Below are 18,985 nucleotides of genomic sequence, written 5' to 3'. Positions count from 1 at the left end.
CTGCCTATTAACTGTTTTGTTTTGTGCTACCTGCCGAGTTCAACGCGCTTGCGCTACCGCATTAACCATGCGCACCACATCCACCGTTTCTGCCACATCATGCGCTCGAATAATGCAGGCCCCAGCGTTAACGGCCAGCGCCGCTAGAGCCAAACTACCGTATAAGCGCTGATCTACCGGCAGGTCCAGCACCTGACCGATCATACTCTTGCGCGACACACCGACCAGTAGCGGCAAGTCATCCGGGCGCAGCTCACTCATGCGCGCAAACAACTGGAGGTTGTGCGCTAGCGACTTGCCAAAGCCAAACCCAGGATCAAGTAACAACCGATCACGGGCAATACCAATCGCCTCACAAGCCGTCACGCGAGCAGTCAGGTAAGCGTTGACCTCATCCAAAACACTCGCATAGGTCGGTGCATCCTGCATATTTTCGGGCTCGCCTTGGCGATGCATGAGACAAACCGGAAGCCCCGTCGCGGCAGCCGCCTGCAGCGCCCCCTCCCGCTCCAGGGAGCGCACGTCGTTAATCATGCCAGCACCTACCGCCGCGCTTTGCGTCATCACTGCAGGCGTACTGGTATCGACCGAGATCACAACGTCAAATCGCGCAGCAATCGCCTCCACCACCGGCACCACGCGCTGCAACTCCTCCTCACCGGAAACGGCTAGCGCCCCTGGCCGCGTTGACTCCCCACCCACATCGATCAGAGTTGCACCCGCTTGCAACATCCCCTCTACATGACGTAGCGCAGTATCAAGACTATTGAAGCGCCCGCCGTCGGAGAAGGAATCAGGGGTGACATTGAGAATACCCATAACATGGGCACGGGAAAGATCAAGCTCCCGACTGCCGCAAGGCAGACGGGAGCTTTTTAGCGGGGCATTCATTGAAGAATCAGTGCTCCCCGGCAGGCCCACCAATCACGCCACTGTCTTTCGGCGGCTGATCGGATTTGCTGTCGGCAGCATCGTCCGGCGTAATCACCGCGCCGGGGCCGGACTTGTCGTCGCCCTGCCAGTTCTTCGGCTCGCGGGGCGGACGACCAGCCATGATGTCGTCGATCTGTTGCGTATCGATGGTTTCGTACTTCATCAGCGCTTCAGCCATCATGTCGAGCTTGTCGCGATTCTCTTCAAGCAAGCGACGTGCGGTGGCGTAACACTCATCAATGATGCTGCGCACCTCTTCGTCAATCAGCTTTGCGGTTTCACCCGACACACCGGATGCTCCGCCGCCACCGGAACGCCCCAGATAACCTTGATCTTCATCTTCGCCGTACAGCAACGGACCAAGCTTCTCGGACAGACCCCACTTGGTCACCATATTCTTGGCCAACTGGGTAGCGCGCATGATGTCGTTGGAGGCGCCCGTGGTGACACCATCAAAGCCCAGAGTCATTTCCTCCGCGATACGACCACCAAACAGCGAGCAGATCTGGCTGATCAGCGCACGCTTGGAGAGGCTGTAGCGGTCCTCTTCCGGCAGGAACATGGTGACCCCTAGAGCGCGACCGCGCGGGATAATGGTTACCTTGTAAACCGGATCGTGCTCTGGCACCAGGCGACCCACGATGGCATGACCGGACTCATGGTAAGCCGTATTCAACTTTTCCTTGTCAGACATGACCATGGACTTGCGCTCTGCGCCCATCATGATCTTGTCTTTCGCCATCTCAAATTCATGCATTTCGACCAGGCGCTTGTTGTTGCGCGCAGCAAACAGCGATGCCTCGTTCACCAGATTGGCTAGATCAGCACCCGAGAAACCGGGCGTACCACGAGCGATCAGCGCAGGCACAACATCATCGCCCATAGGCACCTTGCGCATATGCACCTTGAGAATCTGCTCGCGACCACGAATATCAGGCAGACCAACCACCACCTGGCGGTCAAAGCGGCCGGGGCGCAGCAACGCCGGATCCAGTACATCTGGGCGGTTGGTTGCTGCGACGACAATGATGCCGTCGTTGGGTTCAAAACCATCCATCTCGACCAGCAACTGGTTCAGCGTCTGCTCGCGCTCGTCATGACCACCACCCATTCCGGAACCACGGTGACGGCCGACAGCGTCGATCTCGTCAATAAAGATGATGCAAGGGGCGTGCTTCTTGGCCTGCTCGAACATGTCGCGTACGCGGGAGGCACCCACACCAACAAACATTTCAACAAAATCGGAACCCGAAATGGTAAAGAACGGCACCTTGGCCTCTCCGGCAACCGCCTTGGCCAACAAGGTCTTACCCGTACCCGGCTGGCCGACCATCAGAACGCCGCGGGGGATATGACCACCCAAGCGCTGGAACTTGCCCGGATCGCGCAAGAACTCGACCAATTCGCTGACATCTTCCTTGGCTTCATCACAGCCCGCCACGTCCGCAAAGGTGGTTTTAACCTGATCTTCCGACAGCATGCGGGCCTTGCTCTTGCCAAAGCTCATGGGGCCGCCGCGACCACCGCCGCCGCCCTGCATCTGACGCATGAAGAACATGAAGATGGCGATAATGATCAGAATCGGGAAACTGGCGATCAGCAGCTGGGTCCAGATGCTTTGCTGCTCTGGTTGCTTGCCCTCGATAATCACGTCGTTTTCCAGCAAGTCGCCAATCAGGCCGTTGTCCTGAATCGCTGGACGGACCGTCTTGAAGGACTCGCCGCCACGCTCCTTACCGGTGATGATGTAACCATCGACAGTGACTCGCTCGACCTGGCGATCCTTCACCAGCTCCAGGAACTGGGTATAGTTCAGCGCGTCCGGCTCGCTGGTTTTGCTGAAGTTGTTCATCACCGTGACCAGCACTGCCGCGATGATCAACCACAGGATGAGGTTCTTCGCCATATCGTTCAAATCATTACCCTCTTGCCCCATCGCCACCATTGGCGGAAGCTTCGCTGAGTCTTTTTCCAGTTGACTACCTTACACCAGTTTAGCCGGTGTCGGCAGTCAGCGCTGTGTAACGCCCTGTGTCGCTTGACCCTGAACAGACCGCCGTCAGCCAGGACAGTTCAGACCCGCGCCGAGCCTCACACCAAGAACTGAATCAGCCCTTGAAGCCTCGCGCCAGCAGGTAGGTTTCCCGCGAGCGGCCACGTGAGGCGTCCGGCTTGCGGGTAACCAGCTTGTCAAACTGCCCCCGCATCAGGCGGAAATAGTCATCAAAGCCTTCACCATGAAACACCTTGATCAAAAAATCGCCACCGGGCTGCAAAACACGCCCCGCCATATCCAGCGCAAGCTCGCACAGGTACATGGCCCTCGGCTGATCCACTTCAGGCGTACCACTCATATTGGGGGCCATATCGGAAATTACAAGGTCGACAGGGGCATCTCCGATCGCGGCAAGAATCTGCTCAAAGACCGCGTCTTCGGTAAAGTCGCCCTGGATGAAGTTGACGTCCGGGATGCTGTCCATCGGCAAAATATCGGAGGCAATGATGCGTCCTTTTTCGCCGATCAGACGGCCAGCAACCTGTGACCAGCCACCGGGTGCCGACCCGAGATCGAGCACGGTCATACCCGACCTCAGTATGCGGTCGCGCTCCTGAATGGCCAGCAGCTTGTAGCTCGCACGGGAACGGTAGCCGTCTTTCTGGGCCTTTTTGACGAAGGGATCGTCGAAGTGTTCTTTCAGCCAGCGCTTACTGGTCTTTGATTGTGCCACGGAATACCTCGTGCAGCGGGACGCGCCGCCGGTTAAACTAGTGTCTTTACACTCATTAAATCATCATACGGACCATTATGGCGCTCAGTTCCGCACAGAAAAAAGATCTTAAACGCATCGGCCACCATCTCAAGCCGATCGTCATCATCAGTGAACAGGGAGTCAGCGAAGGCGTACTGACAGAACTGGATCGGGCGTTGAACGACCATGAACTGATCAAGATCCGTGTCACGGTCAGTGACCGCGAGGCCAAGCAGGCGCTCATTGCCGATGCTTGCAAGCAGAGCGGCGCCGAGCTGGTTCAGGTGATTGGCAAGATGGCGATACTCTTGCGCCGGGCCAAGAAGCCCAACGACAATCTGTCCAATCTCAAGCGCCACAAGGATTTCTGAGCGCTTTGACCGCAAGGGGCGCTAGCGGAAGGCTAACGCCCCTCGTCCGGCCGGGGCTGCAGTATCAACCCCAAACCTGCAAACGCTACCACCAGATAGCAGAACAGCGATAGAAACAAGCCCTGCGACAGCTGGCCAACCAGCACGTAACAGCCCGTCGCAAGCAATACCACCAGCAGCAATTGCCCGCGCATGTCACGCCAGAACCGGCGACCCTCGTAGCCCAGCACCACCAACAACTGCAGCACGGCGCAAACCGCCGCGAAGCCGAGCATTATCGGGCGCAGCAGGTTACTCACGTCCTCGACCAACCGCGGCGCCAGCCCGATATGCTTGAGTGCTGGCAGCAGTACGAAGTGAGCGGACCAGACGCCGCCCACCCAGAGCGTAAGCGCCAACTGCCAGACCACCCGACCGCGGCGGCCGGCCGTCGCTATCACTTGTGGGTCACCTCGACGATTTCGTACTCGACCACGCCGCCCGGTGTTTTCACCGCCACAATTTCGCCTTCTTCCTTGCCGATAAGTGCGCGGGCGATAGGAGAGCTGACGGAAATCTTGCGTTGCTTGATGTCAGCCTCGTCGTCACCAACGATCTGGTAGATAACCTCTTCATCGGTATCGACGTTGGCAATGGTCACCGTGGTGCCGAAAATCACCTTGCCGGTAGGGGCAATGGTGGTTACATCAATCACCTGAGCGTTGGAAAGACGGCCTTCGATATCGCGAATACGCGCCTCAACCATGCCCTGCTGCTCGCGCGCTGCATGGTATTCCGCATTTTCCTTCAGATCACCCAACTCACGCGCCTCGGCGATGGCTTGAGTGATCTGTGGGCGCAGCTCGGTCTTGAGGTGCTTGAGTTCGACTTCGAGGGCTTCGGCGCCCTGTTTGGTCATCGGGTATTTCATCAATCAAATTCCTTTATGCAAGTCCTGGAGACGGCGCACCGCACGCTCCGGACCAAATTTCAGTGCTGTACAGACCGCAGCGCCACCGGCCAATGTGGTAGTGGAATACACCTTGTGCTGCAGCGCGTTACGGCGGATGGAGTAGGAGTCGGCGATCGACTGACGACCCTCAGTGGTATTGATTACCAGCGCGACTTCATCGTTCTTGATCATATCGACAATGTGCGGGCGTCCCTCGGTCACCTTGTTCACGCGGCGCACGGCAAGACCGGCAGCCTCAACCACCTTGGCGGTGCCACTGGTGGCAACAATCTGAAAACCAAGCTCGATCAGGTCACGCGCCACGTCAACCACAAACGGTTTGTCGTCTTCGCGCACACTGATAAAGACGTTGCCGCTGGTCGGCAGCATCTCGCCCGAGCCCAGCTGCGCCTTGGCAAAGGCTTCGCCGAAGCTGTCGCCTACACCCATGACTTCGCCGGTCGACTTCATTTCCGGCCCAAGGATGGGGTCAACACCCGGGAACTTGGCAAACGGGAACACCGCCTCCTTGACGCTGTAGTAGCTCGGCACCACCTCATCGGTGAAGCCAACTTCTTCCAGGGTCTTGCCCGCCATCACGCGGGCCGCAATCTTGGCCAGCGACTGGCCAATACACTTGGACACAAAGGGCACGGTACGCGAGGCGCGCGGGTTGACCTCGATCACATAGATGCGGTCGCCCTGCAGCGCCAACTGCACGTTCATCAGCCCCACTACGCCCAACTCCAGCGCCATGCGCTTGACCTGATCGCGCATCTCGTCCTGCACGTGGGCCGGCAGCGAATACGGCGGCAGCGAGCAGGCCGAGTCACCGGAGTGAACGCCAGCTTGCTCGATGTGCTGCATGATCGCACCGATGACAACCTGCTTGCCGTCGGATACCGCATCGATGTCCACCTCGATCGCGCAATTGAGGAAGTGATCCAGCAGCACTGGGCTGTCGTTGGAGACCTTTACCGCGTCACGCAGGTAGCGCTTGAGCTCGTCTTCCTGATAGACGATCTCCATCGCGCGACCACCCAACACGTAGGAGGGGCGCACCACCAGCGGGTAGCCGATCTTGTTGGCCGCGCGAATGGCTTCTTCTTCACTGCGCACAGTCGCGTTCGGCGGCTGCAGCAGATTCAGGCGCTCAACCATTTGCTGGAAACGCTCACGGTCTTCGGCGCGGTCAATTGCCTCCGGGCTGGTACCGATAATCGGCACACCGGCCTCTTCCAGCGCGCGCGCCAATTTCAGCGGCGTCTGCCCACCGTACTGCACGATAACGCCCTTGGGCTGCTCGACACGGACGATTTCGAGCACATCCTCGAGGGTCACCGGCTCGAAGTACAGGCGATCCGAGGTGTCGTAATCGGTAGAAACCGTTTCCGGGTTACAGTTGACCATGATGGTTTCATAGCCGTCTTCGCGCATGGCGAGGGCAGCGTGTACGCAGCAGTAGTCGAACTCGATACCCTGACCGATGCGGTTGGGGCCGCCACCGAGAATCATGATCTTGTCGCGCTCGGACGGATTGGCCTCGCACTCTTCCTCGTAGGTTGAGTACATATACGCGGTATCGGTCGCGAACTCAGCCGCACAGGTGTCGACGCGCTTGTAGACCGGGAAGATGTTCAGCTTGTGGCGATGGCGGCGCAGGCTTTTCTCGCTCACCGCCAGCAACTGAGCCAGGCGGGTGTCGGAGAAGCCCTTGCGCTTGAGGCGGAACATCAGACTGTAGTCGACGTCGGCCAGACCCAAAGTCTTGATCTTTTCCTCTTCCTTGATCAGGTCTTCGATCTGCACCAGGAACCAGGTATCGATCTTGGTCAGATCAAAGATCTGCTGCATGCTCATGCCGGAGCGGAAGGCATCGGCTACGTACCAGATGCGGTCGGCGCCCGGCACGGTCAGCTCACGGGTCAGCTCGGTCTGCGCGTCCGCCGCAGCCAGGTCGACCTTGGGGTCGAAACCACAGGCGCCCACTTCCAGACCGCGCAGTGCTTTTTGCACCGACTCCTGGAAAGTACGACCAATGGCCATGACCTCACCTACCGACTTCATCTGCGTGGTCAGGCGCGCATCGGCGTTGGGGAATTTTTCAAAGGCAAAACGCGGAATCTTGGTGACCACGTAATCGATCGACGGCTCGAACGAGGCGGGAGTACGGCCACCAGTAATGTCGTTCTGCAGCTCATCCAGGGTGTAGCCCACCGCCAGCTTGGCCGCAATCTTGGCAATCGGGAAGCCCGTCGCCTTTGAGGCCAGGGCCGAGGAACGGGATACCCGCGGGTTCATCTCGATCACCACCATACGGCCGGTGTCGGGGCAGATGCCGAACTGCACGTTGGAACCACCGGTCTCGACACCAATTTCACGCAGCACCGCCAACGAGGCGTTCCGCATGATCTGGTATTCCTTGTCGGTCAGCGTCTGCGCCGGCGCAACGGTGATGGAGTCACCAGTGTGCACACCCATCGGGTCGAAGTTCTCGATCGAGCAGACGATGATGCAGTTGTCCTTTTTGTCGCGGACCACTTCCATCTCGTACTCTTTCCAACCGATCAACGATTCATCGATCAGCAGCTCGTTGGTCGGCGACAGGTCCAGGCCACGATTACAGATCTCTTCGAACTCTTCACGGTTATACGCAATACCGCCACCGGTGCCGCCCATAGTGAACGACGGGCGGATAATGCACGGAAAGCCAACCTGATCGAGCACACCGTAGGCCTCAGCCATGGTGTGAGCGATACCGGAACGCGGGCACTCCAGACCAATGGACTTCATCGCCTTGTCGAAACGCGAGCGATCTTCAGCCTTGTCGATGGTATCGGCATTGGCGCCGATCATCTCGACACCGAACTTTTCCAGCACACCGTGTTTTTCCAGATCCAGCGCGCAGTTCAATGCGGTTTGACCGCCCATGGTGGGCAGCAGCGCATCCGGGCGCTCCTTCTCGATGATCTTGGCCACTGTCTGCCATTTGATCGGCTCGATATAGGTGGCGTCGGCCATGGCCGGGTCGGTCATGATGGTCGCCGGGTTGGAGTTCACCAGAATGACGCGGAAACCTTCTTCCTGCAGCGCCTTGCAGGCCTGGGCACCGGAGTAGTCGAACTCACAAGCCTGGCCAATCACGATAGGGCCAGCGCCGAGGATCAGGATGCTTTTGATATCAGTACGTTTTGGCATAGTCTTTTCAACAAATCCTTGGATGTTCCGGGGCTCAGGCGCGCTTGCTCATGGCATCGATGAAACGGTCGAACAGCGGGGCCACGTCGTTTGGCCCCGGGCTCGCTTCAGGGTGACCCTGGAAGCTGAACGCCGCTTTGTCGGTGCGCTCAATGCCCTGTAATGTGCCGTCAAACAGCGATTTGTGGGTAAGACGCAGATTGGCCGGCAGCGTGGCTTCATCGACCGCAAACCCATGGTTCTGGCTGGTGATCATGACCACACCGCTGTCCAGATCCTGCACTGGGTGGTTGGCACCGTGGTGACCGTGCCCCATTTTCACTGTCTTGGCGCCGGAGGCCAGTGCCAGCAACTGGTGGCCCAGGCAGATACCAAATAGCGGAATATCGGTCTCCAGAATCGTCTTGATCGCTGCGATGGCGTAGTCACAGGGCTCCGGATCGCCGGGGCCATTGGACAGAAACACGCCGTCGGGATTGAGCGCCAGAACGTCTGCAGCGGGGGTCTGTGCCGGCACGACGGTCAGGCGGCAGCCACGCTCGACCAGCATGCGCAGAATGTTGAACTTGACCCCGTAGTCATAGGCCACCACGTGGTAGGGCAACTCGGCATCGCTGCGCTCGGCATGGCTGTCGGTCTCCAGCGCCCAGACGCTGGAGCGCCATTGGTAAGACTCCTTGACCGACACTTCCTTGGCCAGATCCATCCCTTTCAAGCCCGGGAAGCCACGCGCCAACTCCAGCGCCTGTTCATCGGAGATATCATCACCGGCCAGCAGACAGCCGTTCTGCGAACCCTTTTCACGCAAAATGCGCGTCAGGCGGCGGGTGTCGATGCCGGCGATGGCAACAATGCCGTTATCCTTCAGATACTCATCCAGCGATTGCTTGCTGCGCCAGTTACTGGCCAGTAGCGGCAGATCACGAATGACCAGACCGGCGGCCTGAACCTTGTCAGACTCGACATCTTGCGGCGTGACGCCGGTGTTGCCGATATGAGGATAAGTGAGGGTAACGATTTGACGTGCATAGGAGGGATCAGTAAGGATCTCCTGGTAACCGGTCATGGCCGTATTGAACACGACCTCGCCGACGCTGGAGCCGTCGGCGCCGATGGACTCACCGCGGAAGATGCTACCGTCGGCGAGTGCGAGAATGGCTGGCTTGGACAAGAAAACCTCCGAAAGAACTGACACGTTTCACCAAACGCGGGCTGCACAAAAGCGGGAATGTAGTGTGGAACACAACATCCCGCTCGCAAAGGCTTTGTCAGATACGCGCTGAATAGACAGATTAGCGCATTAGTTTAACGACTCGACCCCAAAATATCCACCTCCCAGACCACCCCAGCAGAAAAGGATGATGCGGCGGAATGCCTCAGAACGTGACTTCATTCTCATCTGCTTCTGTGTTAAAACACGGCTTGGAACATTCGTAGCCGGGCCAACGCCCGACATAGACGGCGTAGATCGTCTTTTCAGGTAGGCACCGCAGCAACCTGGGCTACACAACAAAAACAAAAATGGACTCGGGGATCTTCCACCATGGTATTGCACTTGAAACGCATCCTTGTGCTGGCGTTACTGTTCCTTGCACCACTGGCCCACGCCGATATTCAGCGCCTTCAGCAACTGCATGAGTTTCGCAGCCAGGGCTTCCTTGCCGGCACTTATCTGCTGATCGACAACAACCTGTTTGAGCGCGTGCGCGAACCCGGTAACCGCGAGATCTACCGCGACGCCCTGGGCAACATGGACAGCCTGCTGCGACAGATGGGCGACCCCGGAGACCTGCGACCGCTGTACAACGATTTTGTTGGCCTGGTCCGCGAGCTCGAGCAACTTCCAGAAGGTGAGCAGGCCTATTACGGCCTGGCGACGGTAAACCGCATCATGATGGCTCACGGCAAGCTCGAGAATGCAGCGGCCGAACTTTACAACGCCGAGACCGAAGGCAGCGCAGCGCCACTACTGGCGCTGCACAACCAGAGCATCGAGACCAGCCGCATTCTGCTGCTCTACGAGAACAACATGTTCAGCTCGGTAGGCGTCTACTTCATTCAAACTCAGGAAGGCATCTTCAATACCCTTGATGCACGCATCAAGGAAGGCTCTGCCGAGCTCAAGACTCTGCTGCCGGACCACCAGGACACCTTCAACCAGCTGGACAAGCAGTACGGCTTCATTGAGCCGCGGTTGATCAACCACCACACCGACTGGGTGCCGACCATTGCCGCGTTCTACCTGCGCAAGAACATCGAGACCCTCGACACCCTGTCCAGCGAACAGGCGAACCTGGCGCAAAACAACGCAGGCTAAATAGCAGGCAATAAAAAAGCGCGTGACACCTTGGGTGCCACGCGCTTTTTCGTTTCTGCTATCTCAATTCTTCAGGTCGAGCACGTCCTGCATATCAAACAAACCCGCCTCGCGTTCCGCCAACCACAATGCGGAGCGCACTGCACCTTTAGCGAAGGTCATGCGGCTGGATGCCTTATGGGTAATCTCTACCCGCTCGCCTTCGGTAGCAAACAGCACCGTATGATCACCCACCACATCTCCGGCACGCACAGTGGCGAAACCGATGGTCTGAGGGTCGCGAGCACCGGTCTGACCTTCACGGCCATACACGGCCACTTTGGCCAGATCACGATCCAGCGCCTTGGCAACCACCTCACCCATGCGCAACGCCGTGCCCGAGGGCGCATCGACCTTGTGCCGATGATGCGCCTCGATCACCTCGATATCGGCATCGTCACCCATCACCCGCGCTGCCATATCCAGCAACTTGAGGCAAAGATTCACGCCAACGCTGAAGTTGGGGGCAAATACGATGGGGATCTGCTTGCCAGCGTCGGCCAACTGCGCCTTTTCCGCCTCGCTGAACCCAGTGGTACCGATAACCATCGCCTTGCCGGCAGCCAGACAAGCCTCCAGATTAAGCAAGGTCGTGGTCGGATGGGTAAAGTCGATCAACACATCGAAGTCATCCAGCACCTGCTGCAGACTACCGCTGATCATCACACCCAGACGCCCGACACCCGCCAGCTCGCCAGCGTCGGCGCCAACCAGAGAGCTGTCGGGACGCTCGATGGCCGCCGTCAGCGCAGCACCTTCGGCTTGATGTATGGCTTCAATCAGCGTCTTGCCCATGCGTCCGGCAGCACCAATTACCGCAATCCGTCTCATCTTGCGCTCCCGCTTCAGAATTTCATGTCTTCAAAGAAGTTCTTCACGCCGTCAAACCAGCTTTTGGCGCGCGGCGACTGACTGGAACCTTCTTCTTCGAGCGTTTCACGCAATTCCTGCAGCAGTTCGCGCTGACGCTTGGTCAGGTTGACCGGCGTTTCCACCGCCACCCGGCACAGCAGATCACCGGCAGAACCACCGCGCACCGGCGTTACGCCCTTGCCGCGCAGACGGAACAGCTTACCGGTTTGCGCTCCCTCGGGAATCTTCAGCTTGACGCGACCATCCAGCGTGGGCACTTCGAGCTCGCCGCCCAGCGCTGCGTCCACAAAGCTGATCGGCACCTCGCAATACAGGTTCTTGCCATCGCGCTGGAATATCTTGTGCTCACGCACCGACACCACCACGTAGAGATCACCTGCCGGGCCGCCATTGACGCCCGCCTCACCCTCTCCGGCAAGACGGATGCGGTCACCAGTATCGACGCCCGCCGGTACCTTGACCGAGAGATTCTTCTCTTTTTCGATGCGCCCTTCACCGTGACAGTCCTTGCACGGATCGGTAATCATCTTGCCGGTACCGTGGCAACGCGGACAGGTTTGCTGCACAGAGAAGAAACCCTGCTGCATACGCACCTGACCATGACCACCGCAGGTAGAACAGGTGGTTGGCGTAGTGCCTTTTTTGGCGCCACTACCATCACAGGTTTCACAGCCCACGAGGGTCGGCACGCGGATAGTGACTGAAGTGCCGCGCACGGCCTCTTCCAGGTCCAACTCCAGCGTGTAGCGCAAATCACTGCCGCGCTGCACACTGGAACGACCACGCCCACCACCGCCGCCGCCAAATATATCGCCAAACACATCGCCAAAGATGTCGGAGAAGTTGGCACCGCCAAAACCACCGGCACCGCCGGCACCCATATTCGGGTCTACCCCGGCGTGACCATATTGATCATAGGCGGCGCGCTTGTTGGCGTCGGTCAGAATCTCGTAGGCTTCAGTGGCTTCCCTGAACTTCTCATCCGCCTTCTCGTCATCCGGATTACGGTCCGGATGGAACTTCATCGCCAAGCGGCGATAAGCCTTTTTCAGCTCGGCTTCGCTGGCGCCCTTCTCGACACCCAGCACTTCATAATAATCACGCTTGGACATTTATTCGGCTTCCTTCACATTCGCTCGGCACAAACGGCAACGCGGGAGAAGCTCCCGCGTTGTCTGGCAGAGTCGGCCTGGGCGCCAACCGCATCACTGCGGATAGCGCACAAAACCGCGGTTCATCAAGGACTTACTTGTTGTCCTTGACCTCTTCGAACTCGGCGTCAACAACGTCGTCGGCATCATTGCCAGCGTCGGCGTCAGCACCCTGCGCACCTGGCTGACCAGCCTGCGCCTGCTCAGCGTACATCTTCTGCACCAGCGGACCAGAGGCTTCGGACAAGGCGTTGATCTTGGCCTCGATGGCCTCCTTGTCGTCGCTCTTGATCGCCGCCTCCAAGTCGCTCAGCGCGGTTTCAATGGCAGCCTTCTCTTCGTCGGTAGCCTTGTCGCCCGCTTCGGTCAGCGTCTTGCGCGTGGCGTGAACCAGCTGATCGGCCTGGTTACGGGTTGTTACCAGCTCTTCGAACTTGCGGTCTTCCTCGGCGTTGGCCTCGGCGTCGCGCACCATCTGATCGATCTCCTCATCGGACAGGCCGGAAGAGGCCTTGATCACGATGGACTGCTCCTTGCCGGTCGCCTTGTCTTTGGCCGACACGTTGAGGATACCGTTGGCATCGATATCGAAGCTGACTTCAATCTGCGGTACGCCGCGCTGCGCCGGCGGAATGTCGGCCAGATCGAAGCGACCCAGTGACTTGTTCTGACCCGCCTGCTTGCGCTCACCCTGCAGCACGTGAATGGTCACGGCAGTCTGGTTATCGTCAGCGGTAGAGAACACCTGCGACTTCTTGGTCGGGATGGTGGTGTTCTTCTCGATTAGCGCGGTCATCACGCCGCCCATGGTTTCGATACCCAGCGACAGCGGGGTAACGTCCAGCAGCAGAACGTCCTTCACGTCACCCGCCAGTACCGCACCCTGGATAGAGGCACCGATGGCAACGGCTTCATCCGGGTTAACGTCCTTGCGAGGCTCCTTGTTGAAGAACTCGGAGACAGTCTTCTGCACCAGCGGCATACGGGTCTGACCACCCACCAGGATCACTTCGTTGATCTCGGAGACGTCCAGACCGGCATCCTGCATAGCCACACGGCATGGCTCGATGCTGCGCTTGATCAGGTCTTCTACCAGCGATTCCAGCTTGGCGCGGGTAACCTTGACGTTCAAGTGCTTGGGACCCGTCGCATCGGCAGTGATGTACGGCAGGTTAACGTCGGTCTGCTGGCTGGAAGACAGCTCGATCTTGGCTTTTTCAGCCGCTTCTTTCAGACGCTGCAGCGCCAGCGGATCGTTGTGCAGATCAACGCTGTTTTCTTTCTTGAACTCGTCCGCCAGATAGTCGATCAGGCGCATGTCGAAGTCTTCGCCACCCAGGAAGGTGTCGCCGTTGGTCGCCAGCACTTCGAACTGGTGCTCGCCATCCACTTCGGCAATTTCAATCACCGAGACGTCGAAGGTACCGCCACCCAGGTCATAGACCACGATGGTGGAGTCGCCACGCGCCTTGTCCATACCATAGGCCAGAGCGGCTGCGGTCGGCTCGTTGATGATGCGCTTGACTTCCAGACCGGCGATACGACCGGCATCTTTGGTGGCCTGGCGCTGACTGTCGTTGAAGTAGGCCGGCACAGTGATAACGGCTTCAGTCACCGGCTCGCCAAGATAGTCTTCGGCGGTCTTCTTCATCTTCTTCAGCACTTCTGCTGAGACTTGCGGTGGCGCCATCTTCTCGTCGTTCACCTGAACCCAGGCGTCGCCGTTGTCGGCCTTGACGATCTTGTACGGCACCAGCTTGATGTCTTTCTGCACAACGTCTTCTTCAAAGCGGCGACCGATCAGGCGCTTCACCGCGTACAGCGTGTTGTGCGGGTTGGTCACCGCCTGGCGTTTGGCAGACTGGCCTACCAGGGTCTCGCCGTCGTTGGTGTAAGCCACGATAGAGGGCGTAGTGCGCGCGCCTTCGGCGTTCTCGATCACCTTGGCGGTGCCGTTTTCCAGGATGGAGACACAGGAGTTGGTGGTCCCCAGGTCAATACCGATAATCTTGCCCATATTTGCTTCTCCGAGTCTTGCTGCCGCGTACAGTCAGCGGCGAGGTTTAGTCTGTGTATGAACCCTAAATGGGGTCATCAAAAAGTTTTTCAAGCCTGTTCATCAATCGACGGCGCGGGCGCTGAGGGCGCCTTGCTGACTACCACCATCGCTGGACGCAGCAGGCGACCGCTGAGGGTGTAACCCTTCTGGAACACCTTGAGCACCGTATTGGGCTCAACATTGGCGCTTTCTTCCATCGCCATCGCCTGGTGAAACTCCGGGTTGAAGGGCTCGCCTTCCGGCACGACTGGCACGACCTGAAAACGCGCCAGGGTGTCAGCAAACATCTTCAGTGTGAGATCAATCCCGTCGCGCATCGGCTTGATTGCCGGATCGTCCGCGTCGGACAACTCCATGCCGCGCTCAAGACTGTCGAGGATTGGCAGCAGGTCATTGGCAAAGCGCTCCAGTGCAAACTTGTGCGCCTTCTCGACCTCCTGCTCTGCCCGGCGGCGCGCATTCTGCACATCGGCCGCTGCACGCAATGCCTGATCCTGCGCGGTTGCCAACTGCTCTTCCAGGCTGGCCACGCGTGCCGCAAGATCACCTTCAGGCGTATCCAGGGTCTCGTCTACCAGGTCATCCTGATCCTGCAGATCGGGTCTCTGTTCATCAGCCATCTGTCTCTCCTGTCATGCAAAAAAAGGGGGCGTACGGCGAGAACAGGTAAAAGTGCGCACCGCCCGGCCCGGGTCTATACAAAGCCTTACTGGCAACCTATATGGGGTCGCAATTCAGGGCTTCAAGGGGGATTGGGCAAGTCAGTGGGTTTTAATGCCGACTCTTGTCGACCGAACCAAAACTACTGTATAAACAACCAGAACACTTAATCAGGGAGCGCGAGCCATGCTGGTACACCTTGCGGTCAACAATTACGCCATCGTCGATCATCTGGAGCTGGAGCTGCGCGGCGGCATGAGCGTCATTTCCGGTGAAACCGGCGCCGGCAAGTCCATCATGCTGGACGCTCTTGCATTGACCCTGGGCGACCGGGCCGACAGCGGCGCGGTGCGCCCAGGCACTGACAAGGCCGACATTCTCGCCACCTTTGATGTCAGCGATATCGCCGAAGCGCGTGACTGGCTGAGCGCCCGCGACCTGCAACAGGATGACAACCAGGTCATCCTGCGTCGCGTCATTACTGCCGAAGGCCGTTCACGCGGCTACATCAACGGCTCCCCCTGCCCGCAGCAGGACCTGCGCGCACTCGGCGAGATGCTGATCGACATACACAGCCAGCACGAGCACCAGTCACTGCTGAAGACCGATACCCATCGCCGCCTGCTGGACGAATTTGCCGGCGCCAGCGAGCTCGCGCGCCAGGTTCAGCTAGCGGCCCAGCGCTGCAAACAAACCGAAAAAACGCTCAAGCAGGTCAGCCAGCAAGGCGATGAGCAAGCCGCGCGTCAGCAACTGCTGGCCTATCAACTGGATGAACTGGAAAACCTCAGCCTGCAGGATGACGAGCTTGAAGCACTCGAAAACGAGCAGCGCGAGCTGGCCAGCGCCGACCAGATACTGCATTCCTGCCAGCAGGTCATCAACGTCTGCAGCGAGAACGACGCCGGCAGCGTGCTGGAAGCTTTGAGCGCCAGCCTGCATCGCCTGGAAAGCTTCAAACACCATAATCCACAGCTGCGCGAGGCGAACGACCTGATCGCCAGCGCGCAAATACAGATCGAAGAAGCGGTGGGCGAGCTGACCCGCTACCTGGATCATTTTGAAGCCGATCCGGAGCGCCAGCAGTACGTTGAAGAACGCCTCAGTGCGATCTTCGAGCTGGCCCGCAAACACCGCATCACGCCGCAGGAATTGCCCACACTGCAGCAGCAACTGATCGACGAGCTGGAAGCACAACAACAACGCGGCGCCGACGCCGAGCAACTGCACGAAGAGCTTGAAGCTTACCGCGCGCACTACCACCAGTTAGCCAAGAAACTGTCAGGCATACGCCAGAAAGAGGCCATGCGCCTCAGCAAGGCGGTCAGTAAAGAAATACAACAACTGGGCATGCCCGGCGGGCGCGTCGAACTGCAATTAAGCGCACTGGCTGCCGACGACTACCCGGTAACCGGGCTGGAAACCGTCGAGTTTTTGGTCAGCGCTAACCCAGGGCAGCCCGCCAAGCCACTGGCCAAGGTTGCTTCCGGCGGCGAGCTGTCGCGTATCAGCCTGGGTATCCAGGTGATTACTGCCCAAACCTCACGTGTGCCAACGCTGGTATTTGATGAAGTAGATGTGGGCATCGGCGGCCCGACCGCCGAGATCGTCGGGCAACTGCTGCGTCAGCTGGGCGCCCGCGGGCAAGTACTCACCGTGACCCACCTGCCGCAGGTAGCTGCGCAGGGGCACCAACATCTGTTTGTGCGTAAACAGCAGAGCAAGCATGAAACCCGCACCTGTATCGATCAACTCGATGAGCAGGCCAGAGTAAAGGAGGTGGCGCGCATGCTTGGCGGCATCGATCTTACCGACGAGTCCCTGGCACATGCCCGCAAGCTGCTGTCAGCAGTAAGCTAAGCAAGCACCTGAAAGCACAAAGCCAGACCCGAGGGTCTGGCTTTGCAGGGTACTGCAGGTGTTGCCAGCGCTTACTTGCCGCCAGCCTTTTTCACATACAGCACCAGGTTGTGGTCAACCATCTCGAAGCCATGCTTCTCGACGATCTCACGTTGGCGACGCTCGATTTCAGGATCAAAAAACTCGATTACCTCACCGGTATCGACACAGACCATGTGGTCATGGTGCTCGCCATCGGCCAGTTCGAACACGGCGTGGCCGCCATCAAAGTTGTGGCGCACCACCAAACCGGCCGACTCAAACTGAGTCAGGACGCGGTACACGGTCGCCAGGCCAACATCTTCACCGGCCTCCATCAGCGCTTTGTACACATCTTCAGCACTCATGTGGCGCTCTTGTGAACCATCGAGCATTTGCAGAATCTTAACCCGAGGCAAGGTTACCTTCAGGCCGGCTTTGCGGAGTTCTTGATTTTCTACCATGGTTACTTTCTCGTTCAGCGCTTCGCAGGGCGGGATCAGTCGGGTATGATTCAAGGCCATTCAGCCATTTCAAGATAGTGGATGTTACCACGTGACGCCAAAAAGCATTAATCAAAAACTACTGCTGTTGTTATGCACTCTCTCTATCACCCTTAGCGGCTGCGGTTTTATCCCCGGGGTGTACAAAATCGATGTTCAGCAAGGCAACGTCGTCACACAGGAAATGGTAGACCAACTGCGCCCCGGCATGACGCAGCGCCAGGTACGCTTCATCATGGGTACGCCACTGCTGCAGGACACCTTCCACCCCGACCGCTGGGACTACCTTTACAGCATGAAGTCGGGCCGTCAGGACCGCGTGCAGGAACGCATCAGTTTGAACTTCGAGGATAACCGCCTGGTGGGGCTGTCTGGTGATTTCATGCCCGGCACCAGCACCGACGAAGAAATCATGGGGTCGCAGGAAAGCAACCGCAGCGACGGCACCGAGAGCTATCCGGTTGACCTGGGCGCACCGCTGGGCACCGGCGAGTAAGCCTCCGCCTGATCCCGCAAGACAAAAAAAGGGCGCCCACCGGGCGCCCTTTTCATTTTCAGCTCCGCTCGATTTACTCAGCGCTCTCTTCTTCCTTGGCAGCCTTTGCCTTCGCGGCACGCTGCTTGCGCACTTCTTTAGGGTCGGCAATCAGCGGCCGGTAAATCTCCACCCGCTCACCCACTTGCAACAGTCGCTCCGACGGCTTTGGCACCGCCTTGCCAAAAATACCCAGAGGGCAAGCAGACAGGTCCAGTTCGGGGAAATACTCGTCCATCCGCGACAGCCTCACGGCCTCGCTCATGCTTGTACCTTCCGGCACATTCAGGCTGATTATCTTCTGCTTGTGCGGTAACGCGTAAGCCACCTCGACCACCATGGTTTTCTCAGCCACCGTACAACTCCTTGGCACGCTGACAAAAGGCATCCACCAGCGTATTGGCGGCCTGATTGAACAGCGGCCCCAGGGTAGCCTTGACCAGCGGCCCGGAGTAATCGAACTTCAGATCCAGGGTGATTTTGCATGCGGCCTCACCCAGCGCCTTGAACTCCCACACGCCCTGCAGATCGCTGAACGGGCCATCCACCAGGTGCAAGGCAATGCGCTCGTTGGGTATCAGCGTGTTGCGCGTGGTAAAGGCTTGTGAGAAACCCGCCTTGGATACCGTCAACTCCGCGCACATCTCTATGTCGCTTTCGCCAAGGATCTCTGCCTTGGAACACCAGGGCAAAAACTCCGGGTAGTGCTCCACCCGATTGACCAGGTCATATAAACGGCTTGCCGGATACGGCAGCAGGGCCGAACGTTGAATGTGCGTCATGCGGT

Annotated in this window: 18 protein-coding genes; 4 read left to right on the top strand and 14 right to left on the bottom strand. The window is 58.6% G+C overall.

Going from position 1 to position 18,985, the window contains the following annotated elements; translation table 11 throughout:
* Positions 1-39 precede the first annotated feature (39 nt).
* The 3 genes from folP to rlmE form a co-directional block, all read right to left on the bottom strand.
* A complete protein-coding gene (folP, locus tag BLU26_RS15120) occupies positions 40-891 on the bottom strand; it encodes a dihydropteroate synthase (protein WP_092287697.1) in 852 nt (283 codons plus the stop codon).
* 7 nt (positions 892-898) lie between these two features.
* Positions 899-2,839, bottom strand: coding sequence for an ATP-dependent zinc metalloprotease FtsH (ftsH, locus tag BLU26_RS15115; RefSeq protein ID WP_092288518.1), 1,941 nt, complete (start codon positions 2,837-2,839; stop codon positions 899-901).
* Between the two features lie 202 nt (positions 2,840-3,041).
* Positions 3,042-3,662 carry a 23S rRNA (uridine(2552)-2'-O)-methyltransferase RlmE gene (gene rlmE / locus BLU26_RS15110; RefSeq protein WP_092287696.1) on the bottom strand — a complete coding sequence of 207 codons (621 nt, stop codon included), beginning with the start codon at positions 3,660-3,662 and terminating at the stop codon, positions 3,042-3,044.
* A 77-nt stretch (positions 3,663-3,739) separates the two neighbouring features.
* Between rlmE and yhbY the strand changes: the two genes are divergently transcribed.
* Positions 3,740-4,054, top strand: a complete 315-nt coding sequence (yhbY, locus tag BLU26_RS15105; RefSeq protein ID WP_092287695.1) for a ribosome assembly RNA-binding protein YhbY — start codon at positions 3,740-3,742, stop codon at positions 4,052-4,054.
* Positions 4,055-4,086: 32 nt separating this feature from the next.
* Here the strand turns inward: yhbY and BLU26_RS15100 are convergent, their stop codons facing one another.
* From BLU26_RS15100 to carA, 4 genes are read right to left on the bottom strand one after another with little or no spacing between them, the layout of a single operon-like run.
* Positions 4,087-4,494, bottom strand: coding sequence for a hypothetical protein (locus BLU26_RS15100; RefSeq protein ID WP_331457151.1), 408 nt, complete (start codon positions 4,492-4,494; stop codon positions 4,087-4,089).
* Positions 4,491-4,967: a transcription elongation factor GreA gene (gene greA / locus BLU26_RS15095; protein WP_092287694.1), complete on the bottom strand. Its 477-nt coding sequence runs from the start codon at positions 4,965-4,967 to the stop codon at positions 4,491-4,493. Before greA ends, BLU26_RS15100 begins: the two co-directional genes overlap by 4 nt.
* Complete coding sequence (carB, locus tag BLU26_RS15090) at positions 4,968-8,183, bottom strand: carbamoyl-phosphate synthase large subunit (protein ID WP_092287693.1); 3,216 nt, start codon at positions 8,181-8,183, stop codon at positions 4,968-4,970.
* 34 nt (positions 8,184-8,217) lie between these two features.
* Positions 8,218-9,354 (bottom strand): glutamine-hydrolyzing carbamoyl-phosphate synthase small subunit, encoded by a 1,137-nt coding sequence (carA, locus tag BLU26_RS15085; RefSeq protein WP_092287692.1) that lies wholly within the window; start codon positions 9,352-9,354, stop codon positions 8,218-8,220.
* Positions 9,355-9,726: 372 nt separating this feature from the next.
* On the opposite strand from carA, the gene BLU26_RS15080 reads away from it, so the two are divergent.
* Positions 9,727-10,500, top strand: coding sequence for a hypothetical protein (locus tag BLU26_RS15080; RefSeq protein ID WP_092287691.1), 774 nt, complete (start codon positions 9,727-9,729; stop codon positions 10,498-10,500).
* Between the two features lie 63 nt (positions 10,501-10,563).
* Here the strand turns inward: BLU26_RS15080 and dapB are convergent, their stop codons facing one another.
* The 4 genes from dapB to grpE form a co-directional block, all read right to left on the bottom strand.
* Positions 10,564-11,370, bottom strand: coding sequence for a 4-hydroxy-tetrahydrodipicolinate reductase (gene dapB, locus BLU26_RS15075; RefSeq protein WP_092287690.1), 807 nt, complete (start codon positions 11,368-11,370; stop codon positions 10,564-10,566).
* Positions 11,371-11,384: 14 nt separating this feature from the next.
* Positions 11,385-12,524, bottom strand: coding sequence for a molecular chaperone DnaJ (gene dnaJ / locus BLU26_RS15070; RefSeq protein ID WP_092287689.1), 1,140 nt, complete (start codon positions 12,522-12,524; stop codon positions 11,385-11,387).
* Between the two features lie 133 nt (positions 12,525-12,657).
* Positions 12,658-14,580, bottom strand: a complete 1,923-nt coding sequence (gene dnaK, locus BLU26_RS15065; RefSeq protein ID WP_092287688.1) for a molecular chaperone DnaK — start codon at positions 14,578-14,580, stop codon at positions 12,658-12,660.
* 89 nt (positions 14,581-14,669) lie between these two features.
* Positions 14,670-15,242 carry a nucleotide exchange factor GrpE gene (grpE, locus tag BLU26_RS15060; protein ID WP_092287687.1) on the bottom strand — a complete coding sequence of 191 codons (573 nt, stop codon included), beginning with the start codon at positions 15,240-15,242 and terminating at the stop codon, positions 14,670-14,672.
* Positions 15,243-15,468: 226 nt separating this feature from the next.
* Between grpE and recN the strand changes: the two genes are divergently transcribed.
* Positions 15,469-17,142 (top strand): DNA repair protein RecN, encoded by a 1,674-nt coding sequence (recN, locus tag BLU26_RS15055; protein ID WP_092287686.1) that lies wholly within the window; start codon positions 15,469-15,471, stop codon positions 17,140-17,142.
* 71 nt (positions 17,143-17,213) lie between these two features.
* Here the strand turns inward: recN and fur are convergent, their stop codons facing one another.
* Positions 17,214-17,624: a ferric iron uptake transcriptional regulator gene (fur, locus tag BLU26_RS15050; protein WP_092288516.1), complete on the bottom strand. Its 411-nt coding sequence runs from the start codon at positions 17,622-17,624 to the stop codon at positions 17,214-17,216.
* A 91-nt stretch (positions 17,625-17,715) separates the two neighbouring features.
* Between fur and BLU26_RS15045 the strand changes: the two genes are divergently transcribed.
* Complete coding sequence (locus BLU26_RS15045; RefSeq protein WP_407920329.1) at positions 17,716-18,159, top strand: outer membrane protein assembly factor BamE; 444 nt, start codon at positions 17,716-17,718, stop codon at positions 18,157-18,159.
* 73 nt (positions 18,160-18,232) lie between these two features.
* Here the strand turns inward: BLU26_RS15045 and BLU26_RS15040 are convergent, their stop codons facing one another.
* Both BLU26_RS15040 and BLU26_RS15035 read right to left on the bottom strand, forming a co-directional pair.
* Positions 18,233-18,553 (bottom strand): RnfH family protein, encoded by a 321-nt coding sequence (locus tag BLU26_RS15040; protein ID WP_092287685.1) that lies wholly within the window; start codon positions 18,551-18,553, stop codon positions 18,233-18,235.
* A complete protein-coding gene (locus BLU26_RS15035; protein WP_092287684.1) occupies positions 18,546-18,980 on the bottom strand; it encodes a type II toxin-antitoxin system RatA family toxin in 435 nt (144 codons plus the stop codon). Before BLU26_RS15035 ends, BLU26_RS15040 begins: the two co-directional genes overlap by 8 nt.
* Between the last annotated feature and the right edge of the window lie 5 nt (positions 18,981-18,985).

It is taken from the genome of Halopseudomonas sabulinigri, assembly GCF_900105255.1.
Classification (GTDB): domain Bacteria; phylum Pseudomonadota; class Gammaproteobacteria; order Pseudomonadales; family Pseudomonadaceae; genus Halopseudomonas; species Halopseudomonas sabulinigri.
The sequence above is the reverse complement of the archived record's forward strand: the minus strand, read 5'-3'. Positions and strand labels throughout refer to the sequence as shown.

Coding starts and splice junctions, on each gene's coding strand:
- folP (WP_092287697.1), bottom strand. CDS start 891: ATGAATGCCCCGCTAAAAAGCTCCCGTCTGCCTTGCGGCAGTCGGGAG.
- ftsH (WP_092288518.1), bottom strand. CDS start 2,839: ATGGCGAAGAACCTCATCCTGTGGTTGATCATCGCGGCAGTGCTGGTC.
- yhbY (WP_092287695.1), top strand. CDS start 3,740: ATGGCGCTCAGTTCCGCACAGAAAAAAGATCTTAAACGCATCGGCCAC.
- carB (WP_092287693.1), bottom strand. CDS start 8,183: ATGCCAAAACGTACTGATATCAAAAGCATCCTGATCCTCGGCGCTGGC.
- BLU26_RS15080 (WP_092287691.1), top strand. CDS start 9,727: ATGGTATTGCACTTGAAACGCATCCTTGTGCTGGCGTTACTGTTCCTT.
- dapB (WP_092287690.1), bottom strand. CDS start 11,370: ATGAGACGGATTGCGGTAATTGGTGCTGCCGGACGCATGGGCAAGACG.
- dnaJ (WP_092287689.1), bottom strand. CDS start 12,524: ATGTCCAAGCGTGATTATTATGAAGTGCTGGGTGTCGAGAAGGGCGCC.
- dnaK (WP_092287688.1), bottom strand. CDS start 14,580: ATGGGCAAGATTATCGGTATTGACCTGGGGACCACCAACTCCTGTGTC.
- grpE (WP_092287687.1), bottom strand. CDS start 15,242: ATGGCTGATGAACAGAGACCCGATCTGCAGGATCAGGATGACCTGGTA.
- recN (WP_092287686.1), top strand. CDS start 15,469: ATGCTGGTACACCTTGCGGTCAACAATTACGCCATCGTCGATCATCTG.
- fur (WP_092288516.1), bottom strand. CDS start 17,624: ATGGTAGAAAATCAAGAACTCCGCAAAGCCGGCCTGAAGGTAACCTTG.
- BLU26_RS15035 (WP_092287684.1), bottom strand. CDS start 18,980: ATGACGCACATTCAACGTTCGGCCCTGCTGCCGTATCCGGCAAGCCGT.